Source organism: Paenibacillus glufosinatiresistens (assembly GCF_031470375.1).
Lineage (GTDB): Bacteria > Bacillota > Bacilli > Paenibacillales > Paenibacillaceae > Paenibacillus_AQ > Paenibacillus_AQ glufosinatiresistens.
This window is the reverse complement of sequence record NZ_JAVFHT010000003.1, coordinates 143,176-164,142: the sequence shown is the minus strand read 5'-3', so window position 1 is coordinate 164,142 and position 20,967 is coordinate 143,176. Positions and strand designations below refer to the sequence as shown.

General features: G+C 56.4%; 20 protein-coding genes. 1 reads left to right on the top strand and 19 read right to left on the bottom strand.

Annotation, left to right across the window (positions count from 1 at the left end):
- The first annotated feature begins 143 nt into the window (after nt 1–143).
- Entirely contained in the window at nt 144–665 is a 522-nt protein-coding gene (locus tag RBI05_RS05725; protein ID WP_150457303.1) for a MogA/MoaB family molybdenum cofactor biosynthesis protein, read from the top strand.
- Between the two features lie 306 nt (nt 666–971).
- Here the strand turns inward: RBI05_RS05725 and RBI05_RS05720 are convergent, their stop codons facing one another.
- The 19 genes from RBI05_RS05720 to RBI05_RS05630 form a co-directional block, all read right to left on the bottom strand.
- Nucleotides 972–3,275 (bottom strand): thiamine pyrophosphate-dependent enzyme, encoded by a 2,304-nt coding sequence (locus tag RBI05_RS05720; RefSeq protein WP_310550383.1) that lies wholly within the window; start codon nt 3,273–3,275, stop codon nt 972–974.
- A gap of 35 nt (nt 3,276–3,310) precedes the next feature.
- Complete coding sequence (locus tag RBI05_RS05715; RefSeq protein WP_408638308.1) at nt 3,311–4,321, bottom strand: 2-oxoacid:acceptor oxidoreductase family protein; 1,011 nt, start codon at nt 4,319–4,321, stop codon at nt 3,311–3,313.
- A 436-nt stretch (nt 4,322–4,757) separates the two neighbouring features.
- Nucleotides 4,758–6,209, bottom strand: coding sequence for a nicotinate phosphoribosyltransferase (locus RBI05_RS05710; RefSeq protein WP_310550382.1), 1,452 nt, complete (start codon nt 6,207–6,209; stop codon nt 4,758–4,760).
- Nucleotides 6,206–6,769, bottom strand: coding sequence for a cysteine hydrolase family protein (locus RBI05_RS05705; protein WP_150457299.1), 564 nt, complete (start codon nt 6,767–6,769; stop codon nt 6,206–6,208). The genes RBI05_RS05710 and RBI05_RS05705 overlap by 4 nt, the downstream gene beginning before the upstream one ends.
- 47 nt (nt 6,770–6,816) lie before the next feature.
- The gene (locus RBI05_RS05700) at nt 6,817–7,587 is read right to left on the bottom strand and encodes an NUDIX domain-containing protein (RefSeq protein ID WP_150457298.1); all 771 of its coding nucleotides are present in this window, start codon (nt 7,585–7,587) and stop codon (nt 6,817–6,819) included.
- A 204-nt stretch (nt 7,588–7,791) separates the two neighbouring features.
- On the bottom strand, nt 7,792–8,235 hold the full coding sequence (locus RBI05_RS05695) for a RicAFT regulatory complex protein RicA family protein (RefSeq protein WP_408638307.1): 444 nt from the start codon (nt 8,233–8,235) through the stop codon (nt 7,792–7,794).
- A gap of 24 nt (nt 8,236–8,259) precedes the next feature.
- A complete protein-coding gene (gene miaB / locus RBI05_RS05690) occupies nt 8,260–9,849 on the bottom strand; it encodes a tRNA (N6-isopentenyl adenosine(37)-C2)-methylthiotransferase MiaB (protein WP_310550381.1) in 1,590 nt (529 codons plus the stop codon).
- A gap of 194 nt (nt 9,850–10,043) precedes the next feature.
- A complete protein-coding gene (locus tag RBI05_RS05685; RefSeq protein WP_150457297.1) occupies nt 10,044–10,598 on the bottom strand; it encodes a hypothetical protein in 555 nt (184 codons plus the stop codon).
- A gap of 288 nt (nt 10,599–10,886) precedes the next feature.
- A complete protein-coding gene (locus tag RBI05_RS05680) occupies nt 10,887–11,117 on the bottom strand; it encodes a DUF2188 domain-containing protein (protein ID WP_150457296.1) in 231 nt (76 codons plus the stop codon).
- A 168-nt stretch (nt 11,118–11,285) separates the two neighbouring features.
- Nucleotides 11,286–11,858 (bottom strand): phosphate propanoyltransferase, encoded by a 573-nt coding sequence (pduL, locus tag RBI05_RS05675; RefSeq protein WP_150457295.1) that lies wholly within the window; start codon nt 11,856–11,858, stop codon nt 11,286–11,288.
- 118 nt (nt 11,859–11,976) lie between these two features.
- Nucleotides 11,977–12,975: a dipeptidase gene (locus RBI05_RS05670; RefSeq protein WP_310550380.1), complete on the bottom strand. Its 999-nt coding sequence runs from the start codon at nt 12,973–12,975 to the stop codon at nt 11,977–11,979.
- 130 nt (nt 12,976–13,105) lie between these two features.
- The gene (locus RBI05_RS05665; RefSeq protein ID WP_025335291.1) at nt 13,106–13,366 is read right to left on the bottom strand and encodes a stage V sporulation protein S; all 261 of its coding nucleotides are present in this window, start codon (nt 13,364–13,366) and stop codon (nt 13,106–13,108) included.
- Nucleotides 13,367–13,567: 201 nt separating this feature from the next.
- Complete coding sequence (locus RBI05_RS05660; protein WP_310550499.1) at nt 13,568–14,362, bottom strand: TIGR00282 family metallophosphoesterase; 795 nt, start codon at nt 14,360–14,362, stop codon at nt 13,568–13,570.
- A gap of 80 nt (nt 14,363–14,442) precedes the next feature.
- Nucleotides 14,443–15,984 carry a ribonuclease Y gene (gene rny / locus RBI05_RS05655; RefSeq protein WP_150457292.1) on the bottom strand — a complete coding sequence of 514 codons (1,542 nt, stop codon included), beginning with the start codon at nt 15,982–15,984 and terminating at the stop codon, nt 14,443–14,445.
- A 277-nt stretch (nt 15,985–16,261) separates the two neighbouring features.
- Nucleotides 16,262–16,993, bottom strand: a complete 732-nt coding sequence (locus RBI05_RS05650; RefSeq protein ID WP_310550379.1) for a regulatory protein RecX — start codon at nt 16,991–16,993, stop codon at nt 16,262–16,264.
- Between the two features lie 88 nt (nt 16,994–17,081).
- Nucleotides 17,082–18,143, bottom strand: coding sequence for a recombinase RecA (recA, locus tag RBI05_RS05645; RefSeq protein WP_150457290.1), 1,062 nt, complete (start codon nt 18,141–18,143; stop codon nt 17,082–17,084).
- 224 nt (nt 18,144–18,367) lie between these two features.
- On the bottom strand, nt 18,368–19,660 hold the full coding sequence (locus RBI05_RS05640; protein WP_310550378.1) for a competence/damage-inducible protein A: 1,293 nt from the start codon (nt 19,658–19,660) through the stop codon (nt 18,368–18,370).
- A gap of 34 nt (nt 19,661–19,694) precedes the next feature.
- The gene (pgsA, locus tag RBI05_RS05635; RefSeq protein WP_150457288.1) at nt 19,695–20,279 is read right to left on the bottom strand and encodes a CDP-diacylglycerol--glycerol-3-phosphate 3-phosphatidyltransferase; all 585 of its coding nucleotides are present in this window, start codon (nt 20,277–20,279) and stop codon (nt 19,695–19,697) included.
- A gap of 103 nt (nt 20,280–20,382) precedes the next feature.
- Complete coding sequence (locus tag RBI05_RS05630) at nt 20,383–20,874, bottom strand: YajQ family cyclic di-GMP-binding protein (protein ID WP_150457287.1); 492 nt, start codon at nt 20,872–20,874, stop codon at nt 20,383–20,385.
- Between the last annotated feature and the right edge of the window lie 93 nt (nt 20,875–20,967).

The following is a 20,967-nucleotide window of genomic DNA, read 5'->3' as shown; positions in this document are numbered from 1 at the left end:
CCGATAACAACCTCATTATTCATCTTCGATAGCTCCCTTGCCCCGTTGTTGTCATCTGCGAGTGTACTATAAACCGGCGGGGAAGCACAACCTTGCGGGAGCCTCCGGTCTATCCTATGATGGAAGGACAAGGAGGGATTGCCATGAAGGATTCTGCCCAGGAACACCGAAGCCAGGCGCCGGGCTCCGTTGCCTGCTGCGTCATCACCGTATCGGACACCCGCACACCGGAGACGGACAAGAGCGGTACGCTCATCCGCGATCTCCTGCAGGAGAACGGGCACCGATTAGAGAGCTACACGATAGTCAAGGACGATTACGATCTGATCCGGGAGACGATCTATTCCGCTTCCACCCGCGCCGGCGTCGAAGCGATTCTGCTGACCGGGGGAACGGGCATTTCGCCCCGGGATTCCACTTATGAAGCCGTCACTTCCCTGATGGACAAAAATCTCCCGGGATTCGGCGAGCTCTTCCGTCTGCTCAGCTTCCAGGAAGACGTCGGACCTGCGGCCATGCTGAGCCGCGCCATTGCCGGCACCATCGGCAGCAAAGCCGTCTTCTCCATGCCGGGATCGGCCGCAGCCGTCCGGCTGGCGATGAACCGGCTCATTCTTCCCGAGCTCGGCCATGTCATGCGCGAGATATACAAGAAGGAGAGCTGACTTCTTCTGCCGCCCCCGGTACGGGGCTGTTCAACCTGTCTGCGACAACATCGGGATCTGTTGGTACGCTTCGCTTGCCGCGCTGGTTGCCGGCTGTCTCGCGATGGCCGCGCTAACCGCGCCCTTCTGCTCTCGGCCGCCGAGCGGCACGCGCGCAGCAAGGGCAGCTGGAACCTGTTCTGACGGGGCGCAGCCAAGCAACAACAGAAAGGGCTCCCGGACGACTTGTCTAAGCCATCGGGAGCCTTTTCGGTTGTCAGAAATTTCTTAATCGGGAGGGAACCCTCCGGGCTCCCCCTGTCTTTTTTACAGATCGGGATGCTCGTGCTTCGCCTTCAGGCGCACCCAGCGCCGCTCTACTTCTTCTTCGAAGCTGCGGAGTGCTTCGGCATTCTCTTCCTTGAGCAGATGCTTCGTCTTGCCCATGCCTTTCAGCCATTCGGTTACCGGCACGCGCTTCTCCTTCTCTTCGGGATTGTACGTAATCGTCGTAATGCCCTGCTCGACTTCATACAGCGGGAAGAAGCAGGAATCGACCGCCTTGCCGACGAGCTTTGTGCCGAGCGCATCCTCGGACATCCAGTTCAGCGGGCAGGCGGACAGGATCTTCCCGTAAGCCAATCCTTCATTCTGGGCATACCACTGGGCCTTGGCCGCCTTCTTGACGAGGTCCTGCGGGAAGGCTTCGCAGCCGGTGAAGACATACGGCACATTCGTGGCCGCCATAATCTGCGGCGTGTCCTTATGCTGGGTCTTCTTCCCCTGCTGCGTCTTGCCGATGCTGGACGTCGAGGTCCGGTGGCCGATCGGCGTCGAATACGACTGCTGGGCCCCGGTATTCATATAGCCCTCATTGTCGTATTCCACAATGATCATCTTGTGGCCGCGCAGAGCGGCTCCGATGGCCGGACCCATGCCGATGTCCATGCCGCCGTCGCCGGTGACCATGACGAAGGTGAAGTCGTCCTGGAGTCCCAGATGCTCCAGCTCGCCCCGCCGTTTGCGCTCCCAGAACATTTCGACGACGCCGGACATTGTCGCAGCTCCGTTCTGAAACAGGTTATGGATGAACGTGGACTTGTGGGACGAGTAGGGATAGCCCATCGTGGTGACAAAAGCGCAGCCCGTATGATACAGGGCGACCACATCGCCCTCGATCCCCTTGAAGAACAGCTCCAGTCCGGAGAAGATGCCGCAGCCCGGGCAGGTGCCGTGTCCCGGCGACAAGCGCTTCGGCTTCGCGGTCAGACTCCGCAGCGGCGGAATCTTGACCTTGAGCTTGCCCGTATCGGGGTCCTTGTCTACCGCGATCAGGCCGCTCTTCAGCTTGTCGAACGGGAGCGGCTTCAGCGTCCGCTTCGGCTCGCTGCCCGGCAGTCCGGGATTGTGTCCGTAGTAGTCGAACGGCACTTCTATCCGGCCCGTCTCGGCGGCTTCAATGGCAAGCCGGAACAGATGATGTCCGTCTTCCGCGTAGAAGTCCTTGCCGCCGAGCCCGTAGATGCGGCTGATGACCCGGGTCGTCGTGTTGCCGTACGTGAACAGGGCGGCTTTGATTTCATTCACCATGTTGCCGCCGTAGGCTCCGTAGGAGTCGGCGCGGTCGCCGACCGTGATCGCTTTGACATGTCGGAGCGCTTCCGCAATCTGCTTCTGCGGGAACGGGCGGATCATATTCGGCGAGACGGAGCCCGCGCGGATGCCGCGGGCGCGGAGATCGTCCACCACATCCTTGATGATCTCCGAAGCAGAGTTCATCAGGAATACGGCAACCTCGGCGTCCTCCATCCGGTACTGGGACAGGATCGGATAGTGGCGGCCGGTAAGGTCGCCGAATTCCTTGGCAATCTCTTCAAACACTTCGCCGGCATTGTACATGGCAACGGACTGCTGGTATTTGTTATTGATATAATCCGGCTCGTTCATGTAGGGGCCGATCGAGACCGGATGATTGCGGTCGAGCGCATCGTCGTAGCCCGCCGGCTGCGGACCGATGAACTTATGCACATCCTCGCGGTTCGCGAAGGCTTGTACCCGGCGCTTCTGGTGCGAGGTGAAGTAGCCGTCCATCGCCACCAGCACCGGCAGGCGCACCTTCGCATGCTCGGCCAGCTTGATGGCCATAAGGTTCATGTCATAGACCGACTGCGGGTCCGGACACATCAGGATCGGCCAGCCGGTATTCAGGGCAAAATAAAGATCGGAATGATCGCCGTGAATATTCAACGGCCCCGACACGGAGCGGCAGACCAGATTCATGACCATCGGCATCCGGGTGCCGGACTGGACCGGCATTTGCTCCAGCATATAGAGATAGCCCTGGGCGCTCGTAGCATTGAATACGCGGCCCCCGGCGGCGGATGCTCCGTAGCAGATGCCCGCCGAGCTGTGCTCGCCGTCCGAAGGAACGAGCATAATGTCATGCTGTCCGCTTGCCTTCATCGTATCCAGGAATTGTGCTACCTCCGTAGACGGCGAAATCGGAAAATACCCCATGACATGATAATTGATCTGATGCGCCGCGTAGGCGGCCATCTCGTTGCCGGATTCGTACAGGAATTTCTGCTCCACGGTGGCGGAGCCCATTTCCTTCTCATAGTCAATCGCCATTCTGAACTCACCTTACCTTCCCTTAATCGGAATTCTCAAGCCTGGGGCAGAAGCTCGAAGCTGTGCCGAACCGTGCGCTCCTCCGCCAGTCCTTCCTTCTCCCGGACCCGGGACAGGGCCGAGGTCGGGCAGACTTCCACGCATTTCAGACAGCCTTTGCAATATTGGTAGTCGATCCCCTTCAAGAACATCATGGACCGGCCTTTCTTGTTCACGGTCTCCTCCCATACGAAGCACATATCGGGGCAGACGGAATCGCACTCGGCGCAGTGAATGCACGATTCGCTGTCATAGCTCGGCATCATTCCCGAACGGGAGATGCTGAGGTCCTTGAGAAAGCTCATTCCCGGATTGACCACCGTACCGCCCATCGGCTGCGTCTCATAGCCCAGGGCCGAGACGTCGGAACGGACGAACGCCGGCATGCTCACGCCGTCCGGAAGGCCGAACTGCTGAATCTTCACTTCATTGTAGCCGCGCTCGAACGTCGTCAGGGCAGCCTGCACCGCTTGCGGATATTTCTTACCGAGCGATTTCTCGATAACGCCCTTCATCGTAACCGGGTCGAGGAACGGGCAGAGACGGAAGATGGCCCCGAGCATCGCCATATTAACTTTGTTCTTCTCCTCCAGCGCGATGGCGGTGGCATCTACAACCACCAGCGTGCCGGCTGTCAGGCGCAGGGTCTCCTTCAGGACTTCCGGCGTGCGGGACGAGTTGACGAGTACGGTGCTCGAAGCATAGACTCCGCTGACGACATTGACCGTCTTGGCCAGCGCTTCATGGAAGACGGCTACAACATGCGGCCGTTCCACGGGCGACGTATCGCGGATCGGCGTATTCAGATCGCAGAACCGGATATGTGCCTTGACCGGCGAGCCCTTCTTCTCCGAACCGTAAGAGGAGAAGCTGACTCCGTTCAGGCCCGCGCCGACGACGCCGGCTTCGGCCAGCATTTTGCCGGCCAGATTGGCTCCCAGCCCTCCTATGGATTCCAGGCGGATTTCGAAGAAGCCCCGTTCATTGATTGCAGGCAACTGTACCACCGACATAACCCCTTTCAGTGTTAGCTAGAATAACATGCACTTTGACTTTTTCACGATTGTATCGTGTTTCCAGTTGTTTTAAAGTGACAAATCTTGCAGTCCGTCCGGTTCCAAAATCATATTATTTTATCGGCGCAGCAGGGTTTCTCTTATACGCAACAAGCACCCGACAGCACTGCGTAAATCCAACCAGAGATAACCTCCCACGAAATTCAGCAGAGTGAACATTTAGTGGCTGAAGCCTGCTCGGCCCACAAGAAGTCCCCTTAATTTAGCAATAAAATTAAAAATTAAGATGTTAAATTCCTCACAGTCTTCATGACAAAAATCACAAATTCATCCCGTGAACGCCAAAAAGCCTCTTACCCAACCGTACGGCCGGGAAAGAGGCTTGCTCCTTGAGAAATCCGCTTTGACAGGTGTTCTATTGTTGTTTCTATTCCTCTTCGGTATGCAGATGCTCCGCAATCAGCTCCTGCTTGCGGTTCCAGACCGTCTCGCTGAGGCTGACCCGGTAGACTTCAGGATTCAGCTTGCGCAAATACTCGGGCCAGAACAAATCAAGCTGGGAGCGGTGGTAGGCGCGGATGGCTTCCAGTGTCGGAAGTTCATAGACCTGCAGACCGTTCGTGAAGATCGGCTGAAGCATCGGCATCGCTTCGTAGCGCTCGACCTTTTTGCGCAGATACGGGTGCAGCGGGTTGAAGATCTTCAGCTTGCGGCCGGAGCGGGGCGCTTCTTCTTCCGGGAAAGCCAGATAATCCGCCAGCGCTTTGCCCTGCTCGCCGATAATCCGGTAGACCTCCTTCTTCCCGGGGGTGCTGACCTTCTCGGGATTGCTGGAGATTTTGATGGTCGGTACCATCCGGCCGTCGGCAGCTTCAATCTCCACCAGCTTGTAGACCCCGCCGAGCGAAGGCTGGTCCGACGCGGTAATCAGTTGGGTGCCCACGCCCCAGGTGTCGATCCGGGCACCCTGGGACTTCAAGTTCATAATGGTATTCTCGTCCAGATCGTTCGAGGCTACAATTCCCACGTAAGGCAGTCCCGCTTCGTCCAGCATCTTCCGGGCCTGAATCGAGAGGTAGGCCAGGTCGCCGCTGTCCAGCCGGATCCCCTTCATCCGTTTGCCCTGGGCTTCCAGCTTCTTGGCGGTCGCAATGGCGTGGGGAACGCCGCTGCGCAAGGTATCGAACGTATCAACGAGCAGCGTCACCCCGTCCGGCAGCACGCGGGCATAGGCATCGAACGCTTCCTGCTCGCTGCTGAAGCTCTGCACCCAGGAATGGGCATGCGTGCCCTTGGTCGGGATGCCGAAGAGCCGGCCGGCCAGCATATTGGAGGTCGCGTCAAAGCCGGCCACATAGGCCGCTCGGGCGCCCCAGACCGCGGCGTCAGCCTCCTGCGCCCTGCGGGTGCCGAACTCCAGCAGCGTATCGCCGGCGGCCACCTGCTTGATGCGGGCCGCCTTCGTAGCGATCAGCGTCTGGTAGTTCATGAAGTTCAGAATCGCCGTCTCCACGAGCTGGGCTTCCATGATGGAGCCTTCCACGCGCACAAGCGGTTCCTCGGGGAAGATGACCGCGCCTTCCTGCATCGAATGAATCGTGCCCTGGAAGCGGAAGCGCAGCAGCTCCTCCAGGAAGGCCGGATCGTAATTCTCTTCCTGCTCCGAGAGATAGCGGATGTCCTCTTCGGAGAAGCGGAGCGTGGAGATATAGCGGACAATCCGCTCCAGACCGGCGAATACGGCGAATCCGTTGCCGAAGGGCAGCTTGCGGAAATAGGCCTCGAACACGGCCCGGCGCTTATGGGTGCCGTTCACCCAATGGGCGTACATCATGTTGATCTGATATTTGTCGGTGTGAAGTGCCAGTTCCTGATTCAATTCGTCATCTCCCGTCTCTCGCCCTTGCTGACAACCTCGGCTCCCAGACTTCCGGCAAAATGGCCCAGAGCCCAGTCATGGCCCTGCGGATTGAAGCTCGCGACCGCGTCCTTGTGGACGACGATGGCGTAGCCCCGGTTGTACGCATCCACGGCGGTATGCAGCACGCAAATGTCGGTGCACACCCCGATCAGATGCAGCTCCGTGATGCCCCGGGCCCGCAGGCGCAGATCCAGATCGGTACCGCAGAAGGCGCTGTAGCGCGTTTTGTCCATCCAGTGAATCTGGTCCTGATGCGCCTCGTAGACGGCCTTCAGCTTGCCGTAGAGCTCGCGTCCGGCCGTATCTCTCAGATTGTGCGGCGGAAAGAGCGCGCTCTCGGGATGGTAGGGATCATTCGGTTCATGCAGATCGACCGCCATGACCACCTCGTCGCCGGCATCGGCGAATTCGCGGGTGAGCTCGCAGATCCGGTCCTCGATGTCGATGCCCGGCTGCCCCACCGGCAGACTTCCGTCCACAAAATCCTTCGTATAGTCAATGACAATCAGCGCTCTCACAGATCCGCACTCCTTCGTTGGCGTTATTCGTCCCGGCCGTCTTGGCTTTACGTATAAATGGACAGCAGCGGAACGTGGTCGGTGAACATATAGAGCTGGGCGGGACGCTGCGAATACTGATTGGAGCTCAGCGGCCGCCCCTCTTCATCCCTGACTTCCTGTAATATACCCTGCCGGCTGCGGGTTGACGTAATTTTGCGGATAAAATTAGGCTCCTTGAATTCCGGCACCACGGTCTGAATGACCTGATACAGCTCGCTCAGCGTGAAATGCGGCGGAAGGAACTGCCGGGCAATCGTCGTCTGAAGCATCTGCTGCTGAATCCGGTGATAGGCATCGGTAATAATCTCCCGGTGGTCAAAAGCAAGCTCCAGCTCCTCCAGCGCTTCCTGCAGCGTGAACAGTCCGACCTCGCCGGCGTCGTCCGACGCCTGCCGCTGTTCCAGCATCCATTCTTCTACCAGGGCAAAAAAAGCATGGCTGATGATCCAGCCCCGGGGGTCCCGTCCGGGCGTGCTGTATACGCCCAAATATTCCAGATGGCCGCCGTCGACGCCCGTCTCTTCCTTGAGCTCGCGCTTGGCCGCGTCATAGATGGATTCATCCTCCTGGCAAAAGCCGCCGGGCAGCGCCCACATGCCGGCGCAGGGCCACTTCTTGCGTCTGATCAGCATGACCTTCAGCTCGCGGAGCGGCAGCGTCTTCGTCACGGTCTTGCGCTCGCGCTTGGTGAGCGTGAACATCACGATGTCGGCCGGCACGCCGTCGGGCGTGCGGTATTTGCTCGCATTGTATCGAATTTCCGCGTTCTCGTTCAATAGTCTTCATCCTTTGCCGTCCTGGTGGTTGTTTCGCACCTATTAATGTAACAGACCTTTTCCGGCAAAAGCAATATAGGGGGCGCCAGATCGAACATTATCAAAAGTTGTCGCATCCGGTTGTTCCAATCTACGCCAAAGGCCGCCCACCGGGCGGCCTCCTTGTTCATCTGTCGTCATCTTATCTGTATCTGCTTCGGTTCATCAGTCCCCGCAGCTCGGCGGGGGCGCTTCCGCGCCGGTCTCGACATGGATCTTCTCCGATACGGTATCCTTGATGGCCAGGATGACGAGCTGAAGCAGATCATTGATCTCGCTCTGGCTCTGCTGAAACTCATTGACGAGCGGGATGCTGTCGATCTCGGCCTGAAGCTCGGCGATCTCCCCTTCAATCCGGGCGGCCATTTCCCGGTTGCCGAAGCTTTCAAAAGCTACAATTTCCTTCTGCTTCTTCTTGATGGTGCTGATGAGTCCCTGCACCCGTTCATGGTCGCGGATTTTGGCCTCGGCCTGCCGGAAATGCCGAACTTCCTCGCTGGTTGAGATCAGGGATGCCAGTTCTTTGGCTTTGCCCATAATCCGGTTGCGCTCCACCGTGTCTCCGGCAGCCGTGCTCTGTCCGGTTCTTCCGTCCTTCTCTTCAGTCACTTGTCTTCATTCCTTCCACCGGGATCAGTTGGCGGCCAGCACTTCGGCCGGGATCGCCTCTCCCTTGATGTACCAGGTCTTGGTGTCGGTAATCTTCACATGGACGAAGCTGCCGATCCATTCCGCCGGGCCTTCAAAATGCACCAGCTTGTTCGTCCGCGTCCGGCCGGACAGCATATGGGCATTGTTCTTGCTTTCTCCTTCGACCAGCACTTCCAGCGTCCGGCCGAGCAGCGCATCGCTTGCGGCCCGGGATTGTTCGGCAAGCAGGGCGTTCAGCCGCTGCAGCCGTTCATTTTTGACTTCTGCCGGAACATTGTCTTCCATGGCCGCCGCCGGGGTACCCTCCCGGGGAGAATATATAAAGGTATAGGCCATATCGTAGCCGACTTCCCGGACCAGCGACATCGTCTCCTCGAACTGCTCGTCCGTTTCTCCCGGAAAGCCGACAATAATGTCGGTGCTCAGCGAGAGATTCGGCACGGCCGCCTTCAGCTTGCCGACCAGCTCCAGGTAAGTCTCCCGCGAATACTTGCGGCTCATGCGCTTCAGTATGGCGTTGCTGCCCGACTGCACCGGAAGATGGATGCTCTCCATCAGATTGCCCCCTTTGCCCAGCGCCGCAACCAATTTATCGTCGAAATCGCGGGGGTGGGAGGTCATGAACCGGATGCGCGGGATGCCGATGCCCCGCAGGTCTTCCATCAGGTCGCCGAACGTATAGTCCCGGTCCTCAAAATCCTTGCCATAGGCGTTCACATTCTGGCCGAGCAGCGTGACTTCCTTGAAGCCCTGGCGCGCCAGCTCGCGCAGCTCCGCAATGACATCTTCAGGCAGACGGCTCCGCTCCTTGCCCCGGGTGTAAGGCACGATACAGTACGTGCAGAACTTGTCGCAGCCGTACATGATATTGACCCAGGCGCGCATGCCCTCCCGCTTCTTCGGGAGGTTCTCGATAATGTCGCCCTCCTTGGACCAGACCTCGACGACCAGTTCCTTGCTGAACACCGCTTCCTTGATGAGCGCCGGCAGCCGGTGGATATTGTGCGTGCCGAAGATCATGTCAACGAATCCGTGCTTGGAGAGAATCCGGTTCACGACTCCTTCTTCCTGGGACATGCAGCCGCAGACGCCCAGAAGCAGCCCCGGCTTCTCGGTCTTCAGATGCTTCAGGTGCCCCAGCTCGCCGAACACTTTATCCTCGGCATTCTCCCGGATGGCGCAGGTGTTCAGCAGGATGAGATCCGCTTCATTCCGGTTGTCCGTCCCGCGGTAGCCCATCTGTTCGAGCAGCCCTTTCATCGTCTCCGTATCGTGCTCGTTCATCTGGCAGCCGTAGGTGGTGATCGAATACAGCTTGCCTTCGCCGAAGCGCTTCATCTCTTCGGGAATGGCAAAATCGTAATGAATCTGGATTTCTTCCTTGCCCCGCCGTTTGCCTTCCTTGTAGTCCGGCTGGCTGTTGACCTGAATGGTCCGTCCCTTGATGCGGTAGGTCGCTTTGCCGTCTTCTTCCGAGATCAGCTTGGCGCCGCTGAAATCAAAATACCGGGAGTAATCCTTGGTTCCCTTGCCGGATTTTAAGTCCGGTGAGCCTGGCTTCTCCATCGTCATAGAGGTCACGTCCTTTTATCGTATACAGATAATCGCTGAATTGAATTTCATTGCAATTTAAAATTATACCATACCCCGCCGCGTTGCGCGACGAGATCGCACCGGCATTGCACGTTTCTCCGAACCGGATACCCGGGCATATCAAAAAGACTTCCCCGGCATCCGGGGAAGTCTGTACAGAGCTGGCGCTCTGCCTATTTGGCAGCTTTGGCTGCGTCCAGAATCGCCTGGAGATAGCCCTTGGTGTCCACCAGCGTCGCGCCGCTTACGGCGTCGACCATCTGCTCCGGTGATTTCGCCTTCAGCGACATTTCCAGTGATTTGATCGTCCGGCCGGTGGCAAATTTCTCGATGGCGGCCAGATTCTTGTCATAGGAGACCGTCGAACCGGCAGCTTCCTTCATATGCTCGCTGTAGTAAGCGGCGTTGGTCTTCTTGGATGCCAGGACCATGTTCGGGTCCTTATAGTTCGCGCCGAAATCCGAATCGGAATTCGGTACGCCCGTTACCGTGCTCTTGTCCATGAATTGGTAGTCATCCACCGAAGCGGCGACAATTACGCCGTTCTGTACAACGGCTACGGCCACAGTAAAGCATTTCTTCCCGTGAGCGGCTGCTTCGACGCGTCCGACCTTCAGCGGAGCCGCGGCTGCCGATACCGGATGAGCATTGTTGACGACGGCTGCGCCGCCGCCCAGCAGGGCCAGCGAGAGACCGGCGGCTGCGAAGATTTTTGTTCCCTTTTTCACAAACATTCCCCCAGATCCAAATAATATAAAGCGTTTACATTCTTATTTTAAGGCTGTCCTGACCGTTGGTCAGTTAAAAATGTTACGGGGAAAATGTAAGGAATCTCCATTGCAGTCAGCTTCGGGCGGAGAGCAGCGCGAGAATTCTCCATTCCGAAATGCCGCTTCGTTCCTTTGCCGGACGGCAGCCGTGTTGACGCACTGTACGCCGACAGCTCAAAAAGCCGGCCAAGTGACCGGCTTGCGCCCTACCAGTTGTTCTCCGCTTGTTCGCATGCCGTTCATGGGCTATCCCCGGGGTGGGAACGGATCATTGCCGTAACTGTGCGATTCGGAGATTACGCCATCCTTCTTGTGAATCTTCAGCTCGGTATGCGCCTCTTTGGCTTCTTCGCGTCCCGCCTCCTCGGCCTCTTCCTTGGTTCGGTGCCGGCTCAGCTCCTTGCCTTGGCTCTGATTGACCCAGCCTTCGTCTCCGTCCGGCGTAACGTGAATATTCTCCTTGCGCTTGTCACTCATGTTCGTTGCTCCCTTCGACTGCGAGAATCTGTTCTGCTAATGTATTACCCGCCTGAACTCCTACTTCAAACGAAGCTGCTGCGCGGTCCGCCCGCCTTGACTTTCCGCCCCATCCAAAAAGGCTGTCCCTCTCGGGACAGCCTTCCACAGAATAATGATGGCCGATTCTTATTCTACAATCTCCGCAGTGTCGCCGTTCTTAGCACCGGCGGCATTGGCTTCGTCGGTGTCAATGTGCATATCCAGCTTGAAGTTGTCGGATACGCGGGCAATGACATTCTCAAGCACCAGGCCGCGTTCGCCGCCAAGGCGGACCTTCAGAAGCTGCTGGTCGGCAATGCCCCAGGCAGCCGCTTCGGAGGTATGGAAATGAATGTGTCGGGCTGCCACGATCACGCCTGTCTCAAGTTCGACCTCCCCGGCCGGACCTTTAACCAGAATGCCGGGCGTTCCTTCAATTTTGCCGGATTCCCGGACAGGTGCCTTCACGCCGATCGCGAACGAATCCGTGCGGGAAATTTCAAGCTGGGAAGCCGGACGGGCCGGACCCAGGATGCGAACCTTGTCGAATTGGCCTTTGGGACCGATTACGGCAACCTGCTCGTTCGCCGCGAACTGGCCGGGCTGGGAGAGCGGTTTGAATTCTGTCAGCTGATAACCGGCGCCGAACAGCGCCTCGATGTGCTCCTGCGTAAGGTGAATATGTCGGGCCGACACACCTACGGGTACAGTCTTGCTCATTGTCAAGTCACTCCTTGAATTTTCTCTAGTATCTGTACAAGCCATTGACCATTATACCTCTAATTACCCAAAAGAAAAAGGAACCCACGTTTACGGGTCCCTTTTTCACAATCTCTTCTTATTTGGGCCCCCTCGGATTCCCTTTATTCACAGCGCTGGAAGGCAGATGGTCGGAGAGGAAGCGCACCGCGTTCCCGCAGCTCCAGTCCCGGACCGCATTCTCGGGATACCTTTTCAGCAGAAGATCCAGGAAGGCAGGGAATCTGCCCGGATGCTCCAAGCCGCGAAGTTTGTCATCAATCCCGTCAAAATCCGACCCGAACGCCAGACTGCGTTCGCCCCCCAATTCGCAGATCCGCTCAATATGCGGGATCAAATCTTCCGCTTTTCCCTGACTGCCGTCAGTCACGAACCACGGAAAAAAGTTCAGTCCGATCAAGCCTCCGCGTTCGGCAATGGTCCGAATCTGATCGTCTTCCAGATTGCGCCGATGGCGGCAGCCTGCTCTGGCATTGGAATGAGAGGCGATAATGGGCCGTACGGAATTCTCTGCCACCTCCCAGAACCCCCGTTCCGAGAGATGCGACACATCCAGCAGCATCCCGTGCTCGCTGCACCATTCCACCAGCCGCTTTCCTTTGGCAGTCAATCCGCCGCCCCGCTCTTCCCCAATTCCGTCCGCCGCCCAGTTGGCCCCGTTCCAGGTAAGGCCCAACAATCGGACTCCAAGCTCATACAGCACTTCCGCGTAGAACAGGCTCCCTTCCAGGCAGTCCGCTCCCTCCAGCGACAGGAGCGCCCAGCGCTGATCCGGACGTTGGAGACGATTCAGCTCGGCGGCTTCCTCTCTCCAGCAGAGCGGCCGAAGCCCTCCGGCTCCGATCACTTCTCTCCGGTAGCATTCGATTTGACGCAGCGCCTGCTCCAGCCGCGGAGAGCCGGAGCCGGGCAGCACGAATACGGCGAAGCACTGTAAGCTCACCCCGCCTTGGCGCATGCGCTTCAAGGTGACATCCAGACCGGAAGAATCTGCAAATTCCAGTTCGGGATTCCGAGCCAGCTTGCTGAGCACATCACAGTGAAGATCGGCGACAGGCCATTGTGAACGTAAAGGCATATTGCTTTCCTCCCTCTCTTGTAACAGCGTATGCAGCCGGTCAAGTCCCTATTTCCGGAACAGCAAAAAAGCAGCGGACCGCCTCCCTGCGCAGGGCTGCGGTCCGCTGCTCGCAATCTATGAATACACTCTATCTGGGCTCCACAATCAATTTGATGGCAGTACGGTCCTCGCCGTCGATCACAATATCGGTAAAAGCAGGAATGCAAATCAGATCGACGCCGCTAGGCGCAACGAATCCCCGGGCGATGGCAACGGCTTTGATGGCTTGGTTCAAGGCACCCGCTCCGATCGCCTGCAGCTCGGCGGCTCCCCGTTCGCGAAGAACGCCCGCCAATGCGCCGGCAACAGAATTCGGATTGGATTTAGCTGATACTTTTAATACATCCATAGTAAGTACCTCCCCTGGGAGAAAATAGTATCCTGCCACTACTGTATGATGTTATTCGCGAGAGAAGAATCTATTCCTTCTTTTTGCAAATGTCCCGGCTAAAAATGGTACTAAAGATACTCTTGTTGGATATTAGAAATATCACACTACTCCCAGATAATTAAGGCAAACTGCCAAAAGCCCTACTACCACCATCCTTCTCTAATCCATTACCCATTCATCTTCCAGGATACGGATTTTCTGTAATTTCACCGCTTTGCCCGTGGTTTCATCGAGTTCCGCATACAGGCCATGAAGCTGCCATTTCCCCTCATCTACCGTAAATCGGGATGGAAGCTGGGTGGTAAATTTATAGAGTACTGCATCTTTTTCCATACCCAATATTCCTTCTCTTGAACCAACCATCCCGGCATCCGTCAGGTAAGCGGTTCCTCCCGGCAGAATAACATCGTCGTTGCTTTGAACATGGGTGTGGGTACCTACCACGATGGAAGCGCGGCCGTCCATAAAATAGCCCATCGCTATCTTCTCGGACGTCGCTTCTGCATGAAAATCCACCAGAATGCATTTGTGGTCTCTGCGCAGCTCCTCCACAATCTCTTCACCGATCCGGAACGGATCGTCAATCGCCGGCAGGAACGTGCGGCCCTGAAGATTGACAATCGCCAGCTGCTTGCCGTTCCCCTTGACGACCGTATAGCCGCGACCGGGTGTACCCGGAGGGAAATTGGCCGGACGCACCATGCGCTGTTCGTCATCAATGAATTCAAAAATGTCCTTATTGTCCCAGGTATGGTTGCCCATCGTAATGCCGTGAATGCCCCAGTTAAAAAACTCGTTGGCGATCGCCGAGGTGATTCCCCGTCCCGCCGCTGCATTCTCGCCGTTGGCGATAATAAGATGCGGCTGGTACTTGGATTTCAGCTTCGGCAGCATTTCGCGCAGCGCCTTGCGTCCGGTATTGCCGACGATGTCTCCGATAAACAGAACCTTGATGATAATCTCCTCCGATTTCTGATTGACCACCGTATCAATAAAAGTGGCGCCGGATCGGCGCCACTTTAGGATTTCCTGCCTTATTTAGCGTATTCCACCGCGCGGGTCTCACGAATTACCGTAACCTTGATATGTCCCGGATAATCCAGTTCATTCTCGATGGTCTTCGTGATGTCACGGGCCAGTCTGAAGGCTTCCGCGTCGTCGATCTTGTCAGGCTGCACCATCACGCGAACCTCGCGCCCGGCCTGAATGGCGTACGATTTCTCGACGCCCTCGAAAGACTCGGAGATTTCCTCCAGCTTCTCTAGACGCTTGATATACGTCTCCAGCGTCTCGCGCCGAGCTCCCGGTCTTGCCGCCGACAAGGCGTCGGCTGCTCCAACCAGCATGGCGATGACTGAAGTCGCTTCGGTATCGCCGTGATGAGAAGCGATACTGTTGATAACGACCGGATGTTCCTTGTATTTCTTGGCAAGCTCTACGCCGATTTCAACGTGCGAGCCTTCCACCTCATGGTCGAGCGCTTTGCCGATATCATGCAACAGACCGGCTCGTTTAGCCAGCACGATGTCTTCCCCAAGCTCGCCCGCCATAAGTCCAGTCAAGTAAGCCACTTCCATAGAGTGCTTCAGCACGTTCTGGCCGTAACTGGTCCGGAATTTCAAACGTCCCAGAATCTTAATCAGATCCGGATGCAGACCGTGCACGCCTACCTCGAAGGTGGCCTGCTCGCCATACTCGCGGATTCGTTCGTCCACTTCCTTGCGCGATTTGTCCACCATCTCTTCAATCCGGGCCGGATGGATACGTCCATCGGCAACCAGTTTCTCCAGAGCGGTACGGGCTACTTCGCGGCGAATCGGATCAAATCCCGACAGAATGACCGCTTCCGGTGTATCGTCGATAATCAGATCGATTCCGGTCAGCGTCTCGAGCGCGCGGATGTTGCGTCCCTCGCGGCCGATAATGCGTCCCTTCATCTCTTCGTTCGGCAGAGTAACCACCGAGACTGTTGTTTCCGCCACATGATCGGCGGCGCAGCGTTGGATGGCCAATGTAATGATCTCGCGGGATTTCTTATCCGCTTCTTCCTTGGCCTGCTGCTCAATCTCCTTGATCATCTGCGCAGTTTCGTGGCGAACTTCCTGTTCTACATTGCTGAGAATAATGCTTCTAGCGTCTTCCATCGTCAGGTTGGAGATACGTTCCAGCTCCGTGACCTGATTCCGGTAGATGACATCGATTTGTTGCTGGGTCTCATCAATTCGTTTCTCTTTGTTAGCCACTTGTTCTTCTTTTCGTTCAAGCGATTCCATTTTTTTATCCAGCGATTCTTCCTTTTGCAGCAACCGTCTTTCCTGACGTTGGATTTCATTCCGACGTTCACGGGTTTCCTTCTCGGCCTCGGTACGGATACGATGAACTTCGTCCTTCGCTTCCAGTACCGTCTCCTTCTTCTGCGCTTCCGCTTCCTTCTTCGCGTTCTCCACGATAAGGGCGGCGGCTTCTTCCGCACTGGAAATCTTGGCTTCTGCAAGGGATTTGCGAATAAAATAACCGAACCCAAAGAATAATGTCGCTACAACGAGAACGATGATGATCCAGATCCAAGTTGCCATCTGTTTCACCTCCTCGTTGGTTCCTCCAAGGCATTCCCTGGGACTTGTGCAGCTGTCGTTGAACCATCCATAACGGATGCCATACTGCACACTTGTTGCGCATGGTCACAGCCCGCCGAATCCGGCGATTAACATTCATATAAGTGGAGACAAGAGCCGGATTGCCTTTAAGACCCTTTTTGGGAAGGAAAAAGGGCTTTTGAGGTCATGCCGATTCATGATATATTTTATTCTTTACAAAAAGACGTTGTCAAGAGAGCGGTTCACGGCTTCAAAGTCAATAGAAGTCTTCAATTTCCTCTTCGCCTTCTTCCGCTTCCAGCTTTCGCAGTTCATTCAACACCCGGCGCACGATATCGCCGGAATACCCCCGCCGCATCAAATATGCGCCCGTCTTCCGCCGCCGGTCGATTGCCTCTCCCTTGGAGGAACTCCACTTCCGGCGTCCCAGCTGCAAGGCCCCGTCGAACTCCTCTTCCTCGCTGATTCCTTCAAGCGCCTCCGCAATCAGCGACTTCTCGATCCCCTTCTCCCTCAGTTCCTGACGCACCCAGAGCTTGCCCTTGCGGTGTCCGGTAATCCGCTGCTCCGCCCAGCGGGAAGCATACTGCCGGTCGTCGACGAAGCGCTCCCGGGTAAGCCGTTCGACCGCTCCTTCCACCACAGACTCGCTGAATTCCTTCTGGCGCAGACGACGCGAGATTTCGACTGCTGTTCTCGGCTTGCTCTCCAGATACCGAAGACCTTCCGCATAAGCCCGCTGCCGTTCATCCGCCTGGATGATCTCCAGCAGTTCCGTCTTCCCGAAGCTCCGGCCAGACATCATCCGGTACTTAATCATAATATCTTCGTGGATCGGAACGGCAATCTCTCCAAAATAAATGATATACCGGCTGCGGGATTTCTTCATTCTCTCTACCCGGGTAATCTCCAATTCCGTATGTTCCGGGAATGCCAGCAGCGGGTCTTCTTTCTCCTCCTCCGGTTCGGGATTTAGCTGAATAACCATGTGAATTGTCTCTCCCTTAATTTGTCATTGGCTGTAGCAAAAAAGACGCCCTGCATTCTTTCACAGGGCGTCCCGCTCTAAATTCCGCTTATTCCATTTCCAGCAGTGCCTGCTCTTCCTGCTTCTCTTCTTCCAGCTGCGCTTCCGTCGGAGCTGCAACCAGTGTAGTAAGATTGCTCGCTTCGCGAATCTTGTTCTCGATTACCAAGGCGATATCCTGATGTTCTTTCAGGAACTGCTTGGCATTCTCACGTCCCTGACCGAGACGCTCGCCTTCGTAAGAGTACCAAGCGCCGCTCTTATTCACTACATCCATTTCGGTGGCAATATCAATAATGCTGCCCTCTCTCGAAATGCCTTCGCCGTACATGATATCGATGTCGGCCTGCTTGAATGGAGGAGCCACCTTGTTCTTCACAACCTTGATTCGCGTACGGTTACCTACAATATCGTTGCCCATCTTAATGCTCTCTACGCGGCGCACATCCAGGCGGATGGTCGAGTAGAATTTCAGGGCGCGGCCGCCCGGCGTTGTCTCCGGATTGCCGAACATGACGCCAATCTTCTCGCGAAGCTGGTTAATGAAGATGGCAATGGTCTTCGATTTGTTGATGGACCCCGACAGCTTGCGCAGCGCCTGGGACATCAGACGAGCCTGGAGGCCCACGTGGGAGTCGCCCATCTCGCCTTCAATCTCCGCCTTCGGCACCAAGGCTGCTACCGAGTCCACGACAATAATATCTACTGCACCGCTGCGGACAAGAGCTTCGGCAATCTCCAGCGCCTGTTCGCCGGTATCCGGCTGAGAGAGAAGCAGCTCGTCGATGTTGACGCCAAGCTTGCTTGCATAGCTCGGGTCGAGCGCATGTTCCGCGTCGATGAAGGCGGCCTGTCCGCCCGCTTTCTGAACTTCGGCAATGGCATGCAGCGCAACCGTAGTCTTACCGGAGGATTCCGGTCCGTATACTTCTATAATGCGGCCCTTAGGGATTCCGCCGATTCCCAGAGCAATATCCAAAGCCAGCGATCCGCTGGGTACAATCTCCACTTGCATATGGGTGGATTCGCCAAGCTTCATAATCGAACCCTTACCGAATTGTTTCTCTATTTGACGAAGCGCCATCTCCAGCGCTGCACGACGATCTGACAATCAGATCACATCCTTTTCCCTGTTTATATATATATAATACCTTGTTTTGAGGCCTTTGCCAAGCATTTTCTCGAACATACATTCGTTTTTTTGTTCCCCTTCAAGCGCGGACGGCCCCTCCGGCGGGAGGCGTCAGCCGGCTTAAAAAAGGAAAAACCGCGGCAAACAAGAGATTGCCACGGTCCTTCCGTATACTTCCATTATATAGGATGCAGGCACTAAAATCAAGCGAGATCCGAGCCGCCCAGCGGCGTCTCCACATCCTCGCGCTCCTCCAGCCGGCGCCACAGCCGGTAGAGGATCGACTTCACCGAACGGATGCGGATCGTCTCCCGGTTACCGCTCAGGTTAAGCTCGAACACTTCCGTACTTCCTCCCCGCTCGGCGATGCCGATATAGACCAGCCCCACCGGCTTGCGCTCGGAATAGGCCGGACCCGCCACTCCCGTGATTGACAAGCCGAAGTCGGTATCAGTCAGCATCCGCACTTGCTCGGCAAGCACTTCGGCGACTTCCCGGCTGACGGCTCCGGGGGCGTCCGGACCTTCCAGATAATCCTTGGGCACATTCAGAAGCTTCTGCTTCATTTCGTTGGAATAGCAGACTACACCGCCAAGGAACATCGAGGCGCTGCCCGGAACGCTCGTAATGCTGCTCATCAGCAGCCCTCCGGTGCAGCTCTCGGCGGCGCTGACGGTAAGTCCTGCATCGGCCATCCAGTCGACGATAATCTTCTCCAAGGGCACGTCAATGTCCGCATACATATGCTCGGGAAGCAGCGCCTGAATCTTGTCCTGCAGCTTGCCCAGCTTCTCCATAGCTTCCCGCTCCCCGGGAGCCTTGGTGGAGATGCGAATCGTCACTTCGCCCTCTTTGGCATAGGGGGCGATCGTCGGGTCCGTCTGATTGCGAATCAGGTCAATCAGACGGGTCTCCAGCTGCGATTCGCCGATCCCGGCGAACTTCAGCATTTTGGAATACAGCGGCATTTCATCGGTCAGCGCATGCTGCAGCAACCAAGGCTTCGCCTGTTCCGTGAACATCGGCTCCATCTCCCGGGGCGGTCCGGGCAGCACAATATAGAACCGGCCGTTCTCAGCCAGCGCCAGCCCTACGGCTAGCCCTGTCCCGTTGGGAAGCGGAGTCGCTCCGTCGATCATAAGCGCCTGCTTCCGGTTGTTCTCCGTCATCTCGCGTCCGCGGTCGGTGAAGAAGCGTTCCACCTGATCCATGGCAATGCGGTCGGTATGGAGATCCCGGCCCAGAACGGCCGCCAGCGTCTCTTTGGTCAAATCATCCTCGGTCGGCCCTATGCCGCCGGTGAACAACAGGATGTCCGCCCGGCCGCGGGCAATCTCCACCGCTTCCTGCAGACGCGTCGGGTTGTCCCCGACTACGGTCTGGAAATAGACGTCAATACCGAGCGCCGCCAGTTCCAGCGACAGGAAGCGGGCATTGCTGTTCACAATTTGGCCAAGCAGCAGTTCCGTTCCGACTGCAATAATTTCTGCTTTCATCCTCGCCTCGCGCCTTTCGGGTCTGTATTTGTATTCAAGCGTTGTCCAGCTGCAGCAATTCCTTGTTCTTGACAAAATAGTCCACGCCCGAAATGATCGTTACAATGGCCGCAGCCCAGATGGCGATATCGTCAAACGGAATACTGATGAACTGGAACGGGAAATTGTTAAGCAGGAGCAGTGAAATCGCCACGATCTGAAGAATCGTTTTGAGCTTGCCCCATTTGCTCGCCGCGACGACCTTCCCCTCCAGAAGAGCGATCTGGCGAAGACCGGTCACCGCGAATTCTCTGAATATAATGACAATGACAATCCACGAATCGCAGCGTCCCAGCTCGACCAGCGAGATCAGGACGGCCGAAATCAGGAGCTTGTCCGCCAGCGGATCCAGCAGCTTGCCCAGATTGGTCACCAGGTTGTGCTTGCGGGCGATATAGCCGTCGATCCCGTCCGTACTCGCAGCAAGCAGGAATAATATAGCTGCAATCAAATGATTGACGGACAGTTCAAAGGAACCCCAGTGCAGCTGTGCATAGAAATCAAAATCCACCAGCAAAAAAAACATCATGATCGGAATCAGACATATCCGCGCAAGCGTGATGCGGTTGGGCAAATTCACGAATCTTCCTCCCCCGGACTCTTATAATTTAGCCATTAAACGGTCGAAGCAAACAGCAAAGCACCCCGCCATCGGAAAGCTGGCATCCGGCGGGGCGCGTCCATCACTTCAGGTTCGTGAACTGCAAATCCAGCGGCAGATCCGCTTTGCGGAGCAGCGCGATAATCTGCTGCAGGTCGTCGCGGCTCTTGCCCGTAACCCGGATCTGGTCACCTTGAATCTGGCTCTTCACCTTAAGCTTCGAGTCCCGGATCAGGATGTTGATCTTCTTGGCATTGTCCTGGTCGATGCCCTGCTTCAGCCCGAGACGCTGACGAACCGTGCCGAGAGACGCAGGCTCGATCTTGCCGTAATCCAGATTCTTCAGCGTAATTCCCCGTTTGACCATCTTGGACTGCAAAATGTCAATAACAGCATTCAGCTTGTATTCATCGTCGGATGCGATGATAAGGGCGTCCTTCTCCAGCTTCAGGCTGCTCTTGCTTCCTTTGAAATCGAACCGGTTCTCAATTTCCTTCTCGGTCTGATGAATCGCATTGGTCAGTTCCTGAATGTCCATCTTCGATACAATATCAAACGAGCTTTCCGAACTCATGCTTCCACGTCCTTTTTACAATACTTTCTTGCAGCTACTCTATTATATGAAAAAGTTCCATCCAAGTCTAACCCGTGAACGGAGCAGCAGGAT